This is a genomic window from uncultured Frigoribacterium sp. (genome assembly GCF_963515265.1).
Classification (GTDB): domain Bacteria; phylum Actinomycetota; class Actinomycetes; order Actinomycetales; family Microbacteriaceae; genus Frigoribacterium.
Genome location: NZ_CAUPYL010000217.1, coordinates 1 through 4,087 on the forward strand (window position 1 = coordinate 1; position 4,087 = coordinate 4,087).

Below are 4,087 nucleotides of genomic sequence, written 5' to 3' on the forward strand. Positions count from 1 at the left end.
AGGCCCGCCTGCGCCTGGGCGAGTCCGTGCTCGCCGCGCTGCCCGCGACCGTCCCGGACGTCGTGCTGCTGCGCGCGCCCGACTCGGGCTGGGTCGACTACAACCGCCCGCCGCGCCTGCTGCCGCCGACGCCGCCGGTGAAGTACGTGATCCCGCGGGTGCCCGCCCCGCCGCAGCGCTCGCCCCTGCCCTGGATCATGGCGGCCGTGCCGGCGGTCTTCGGGATCGTGATGGCCGTGGCGTTCCAGCACGCGTTCTACCTGATGTTCGCCTTCATGTCGCCGATCATGATGATCGGCACGACGGTCACGAACCGCCGCAACGGCAAGAAGAGCCACGGCAAGGCCCTCGCCGAGCACCGCGAGCTCGTGGCGCGGATCGAGGGCTGGGTCGACGACTCGATCGACGCCGAGCGCGACCGTCGGCGCACGCGCGCCGCCGACGCGGCCGAGCTGCGCACCGCCGCCCGCGTGCCCACGCACCGGCTCTGGGAGCGCCGTCCGACCGACCCCGACCACCTGCACGTCCGCGTCGGCACGGCCGACCTGCCGAGCACGGTCGAGATCCAGGACGAGCGCTCGACCGACCAGCGGAGCACGGCCACCGGCACGACCCGGCAGGTGCCCGTCGTGCTGTCGCTGGCCCGCACCGGCGTGCTGGGGGTGGCCGGGGCCGGGAACCGACCGCGCCTCCTCGGCCGCTGGCTGGTGGGCCAGCTCGCCGTCGCGCAGAGCCCGCACGACGTGCGGCTGGTGGTGCTCACGTCGGTGGCGGCGCTGCCCGAGTGGGAGTGGACGACCTGGCTGCCGCACGCGCGCCCGGGCGACGGCGACGACGCCCTCGCGGCGATCGGCGCCGACGGCGAGACGATCGGCCGGCGCCTGGCCGAGCTCTCGCTCGTGCTGCAGGAGAGACGTGCAGCGTCGACGGCGTCGCACTCCTCCCGCCCCGCGCGGTTCTCGCCCGAGTACGTCGTGGTGCTCGACGGCGCCCGACGCCTGCGCGCCATGCCGGGCGTCGTGGGGCTGCTGCGCGACGGGCCCGAGCACGGGATCCGCGTCGTCTGCCTCGACGCCGAGGAGTGGCAGCTGCCCGAGGAGTGCACGGCGACCGTCGTGCAGCACGCCGACACGCGGCTGATGGTGCGCGAGCAGGGCCGGGCCGACCTCGACGACGTGCTGGCCGACCTCGTCGTCGACGACTGGTACGACGACGTCGCCCGCGACCTCTCGCCCGTCCGCGACCTCAGCTCGAGCGAGACAGCGGGCCTCGTGCCCGACTCGGCGGCGCTGCTGCCCGTCCTCGGCCTCGAGCACCCCACCGGCGAGCTGCTCGCCGAGCGCTGGCGGCGCGACGGCGGGGCCTCGACCTCGGCGGTCGTCGGGGTCTCGATCGACGGCCCGTTCTCGATCGACATGGTCTCGGACGGCCCGCACGGCCTCGTCGCGGGCACCACCGGGTCGGGCAAGTCCGAGTTCCTGCAGACGCTCGTCGCGTCGCTGGCCGTCGAGAACCGGCCCGACGCCATGACGTTCGTGCTCGTCGACTACAAGGGAGGCGCGGCGTTCGCGGCGGTCGCCGACCTGCCGCACACGGTCGGCCTCGTCACCGACCTCGACAGCCACCTCGTCGAGCGTGCGCTGCGGTCGCTGCGGTCCGAGCTGACGCGGCGGGAGCACGTGCTGGCCGCCTCGGGCGCGAAGGACGTCGAGGACCACGACGAGCACCTGGCCCGCGGCGGCCTCGGCGAGCGCCTGCCGCGCCTCCTGATCGTCATCGACGAGTTCGCCGCCCTGGCGAAGGAGCTGCCCGACTTCGTCAGCGGGCTCGTCGGCATCGCCCAGCGCGGCCGGTCGCTCGGCGTGCACCTCATCCTCGCGACGCAGCGGCCGTCGGGCGTGATCAGTCCCGAGATCCGCGCGAACACGAACCTGCGGGTGGCCCTGCGCATGACCGACACGGGCGAGAGCTCGGACGTGATCGACGTGCCCGACGCGGCGCGCATCGCCAAGTCCCTGCCCGGCCGTGCCTACGCGCGCCTCGGGCACTCGTCGGTCGTGCCGTTCCAGTCGGCCCGCGTGGGCGGGCGGAGCGCCCTCGACAGCGATGGCACGACTGCTCCCCCGTTCGTCCGCCTCTTCGACTGGCGCGACGCCGCCCTCGCCCTGCCGACCCGGCCCGCCACCGGGGCGACCGCGGTCGAGACCGACCTCTCCGTGCTCGTCGGGGCCCTGCGCCGGGCCACGGAGCTGTCGGGCCTCGGCCGTCAGCGCAGCCCGTGGCTGCCGCCCCTCGAGGCCGTGGTGCCGCTCGACCTGGTCCCGCCGGAGGCGCGGGCCGGCCAGGGTGCGCCCCTCGCCTTCCGCTGGGGCACGGAGGACCTGCCCGACCGGCAGGAGCAGCGCGCCGCCACGATCGACCTCGACCAGCTCGGGCACCTCTACGTCGTCGGCGCTCCGGGCTCCGGTCGCTCGCAGGCGCTGCGGAGCATCGCGGCGGCGGCCGCCTCGGCGGTGTCGAGCGACGACCTGCACCTCTACGGCCTCGACTGCGGCAACGGCGGCATCACGTCGCTGTCCGGGTTCCCGCACACCGGCGCGATCGCGCAGCGCACCCAGCTCGAGCGGTCGACCCGCTTGATCGACCGCCTCGTCGCCGAGATGGGGAGGCGGCACGAGGTGATCGGGGCCGCCGGCGTCGCCAACATCGCCGAGCAGCGGGCCACGGCCGCGCCCGAGGACCGCCTGCCCCACGTGCTCGTGCTGATCGACCGGTGGGAGAACTTCGTCGGCACGCTCGGCGAGCTCGACGGCGGGCGCCTGACCGACTCGGTGCAGGCGATGCTGCGCGACGGGGCCGGCGCGGGCCTGCACCTCGTCATCTCGGGCGACCGGTCGCTGCTGACCAGCCGGATGGCGGTGCTCACCGACGACAAGGTCGTGCTGCGGCTCACCGACCGGCTCGACTACAGCCTGGCCACGATCGACCACAAGACGCTGCCCGCCGAGATCGGCCCGGGCCGGGGCTTCCGCTCCGGCAGCGGCGTCGAGGTGCAGGTCGGCGTGCTCGGCGACGACGTCAGCGGGCAGGCGCAGGTGGCCGCCGTGCGCGCGCTGGCCGAGCGCCTGCAGGCGGTCGAGCCGCGGGGCCTCCGCCGCACCTCCCCCCTGCGGGTGGACGACCTGCCGAGCCAGCTCGACCTCGACGCGGCGCTCGAGCTCGCCGGTGCCGACGCCAGCCGACCGCTCTGGGCCCTGGTCGGCGTGGGCGGCGACGAGATGACGGCGCAGGGCATCGACCTCGAGGCGGACGCCCCGACCTTCGTCGTGGCCGGCCCGTCGCGGAGCGGCCGCAGCACGATGCTGCTCACCATCGCCGAGTCGCTGCTGCGGGCCGGCACCGAGATCGTCGTCGCCGCCCCGCGCCCCTCGCCTCTCCGCGGGCTGGCCGGGCACCCCGGCGTCCGGGGCGTGCTGACCGGCTCGGACCTCGTCGAGGACGACCTCGCGCCCCTGCTCGCGCCCGACGGCAGGCCGGTGGCGCTGATCGTCGACGACGGCGAGCTGCTGCTCGACGTCAGCGCGAAGCAGTGGCTCCGCGCGTTCGTGCAGTCGGCGGCCGACCACCGCCGGGCGCTCGTGCTCGGCGGCAACGCGAACGGTCTCTGCGCGGGCTTCTCGGGCTGGCAGGTCGAAGCGAAGAAGAACCGCCGCGGGGCGCTGCTCAGCCCGCAGGCGACCCTCGACGGCGACCTCGTCGGCGTCCGGGTGACACGGTCGATGGTGTCGTCGCGGGTCGTCCCCGGGCGGGCGCTGGTGCACCTCGGCAGCGGCGAGCCCCTCACCGTGCAGGTGCCCGTGGCGCCGACGAGGGCGGCGGTAGTGTTGGCCGGTCACGACTGACCAGGGGGACCAGATGAGCGACGACGCACTGCCGCAGGCCGCGGGCCAGGCCGCACCGGGGGCGAGCGGAGGTCCGACGTCGGGACCGGAGCAGGAGCCGTCGCCGCCCCCCTCGCCGTCGCCGTCGTCGTCGTCGCCGTCGTCGCCGCCGAGCGGGCGCCGGGGGTGGAGCCGTCGCCGCACGC

1 protein-coding gene is annotated in these 4,087 nt (G+C 75.7%); it reads left to right on the plus strand.

Annotated features, from left to right (window positions below):
• The coding region (locus tag RWM17_RS12845) for an FtsK/SpoIIIE domain-containing protein (RefSeq protein WP_314104252.1) at positions 1-3,902 on the plus strand (3,902 nt) is incomplete at its 5' end.
• Positions 3,903-4,087: the final 185 nt, after the last annotated feature.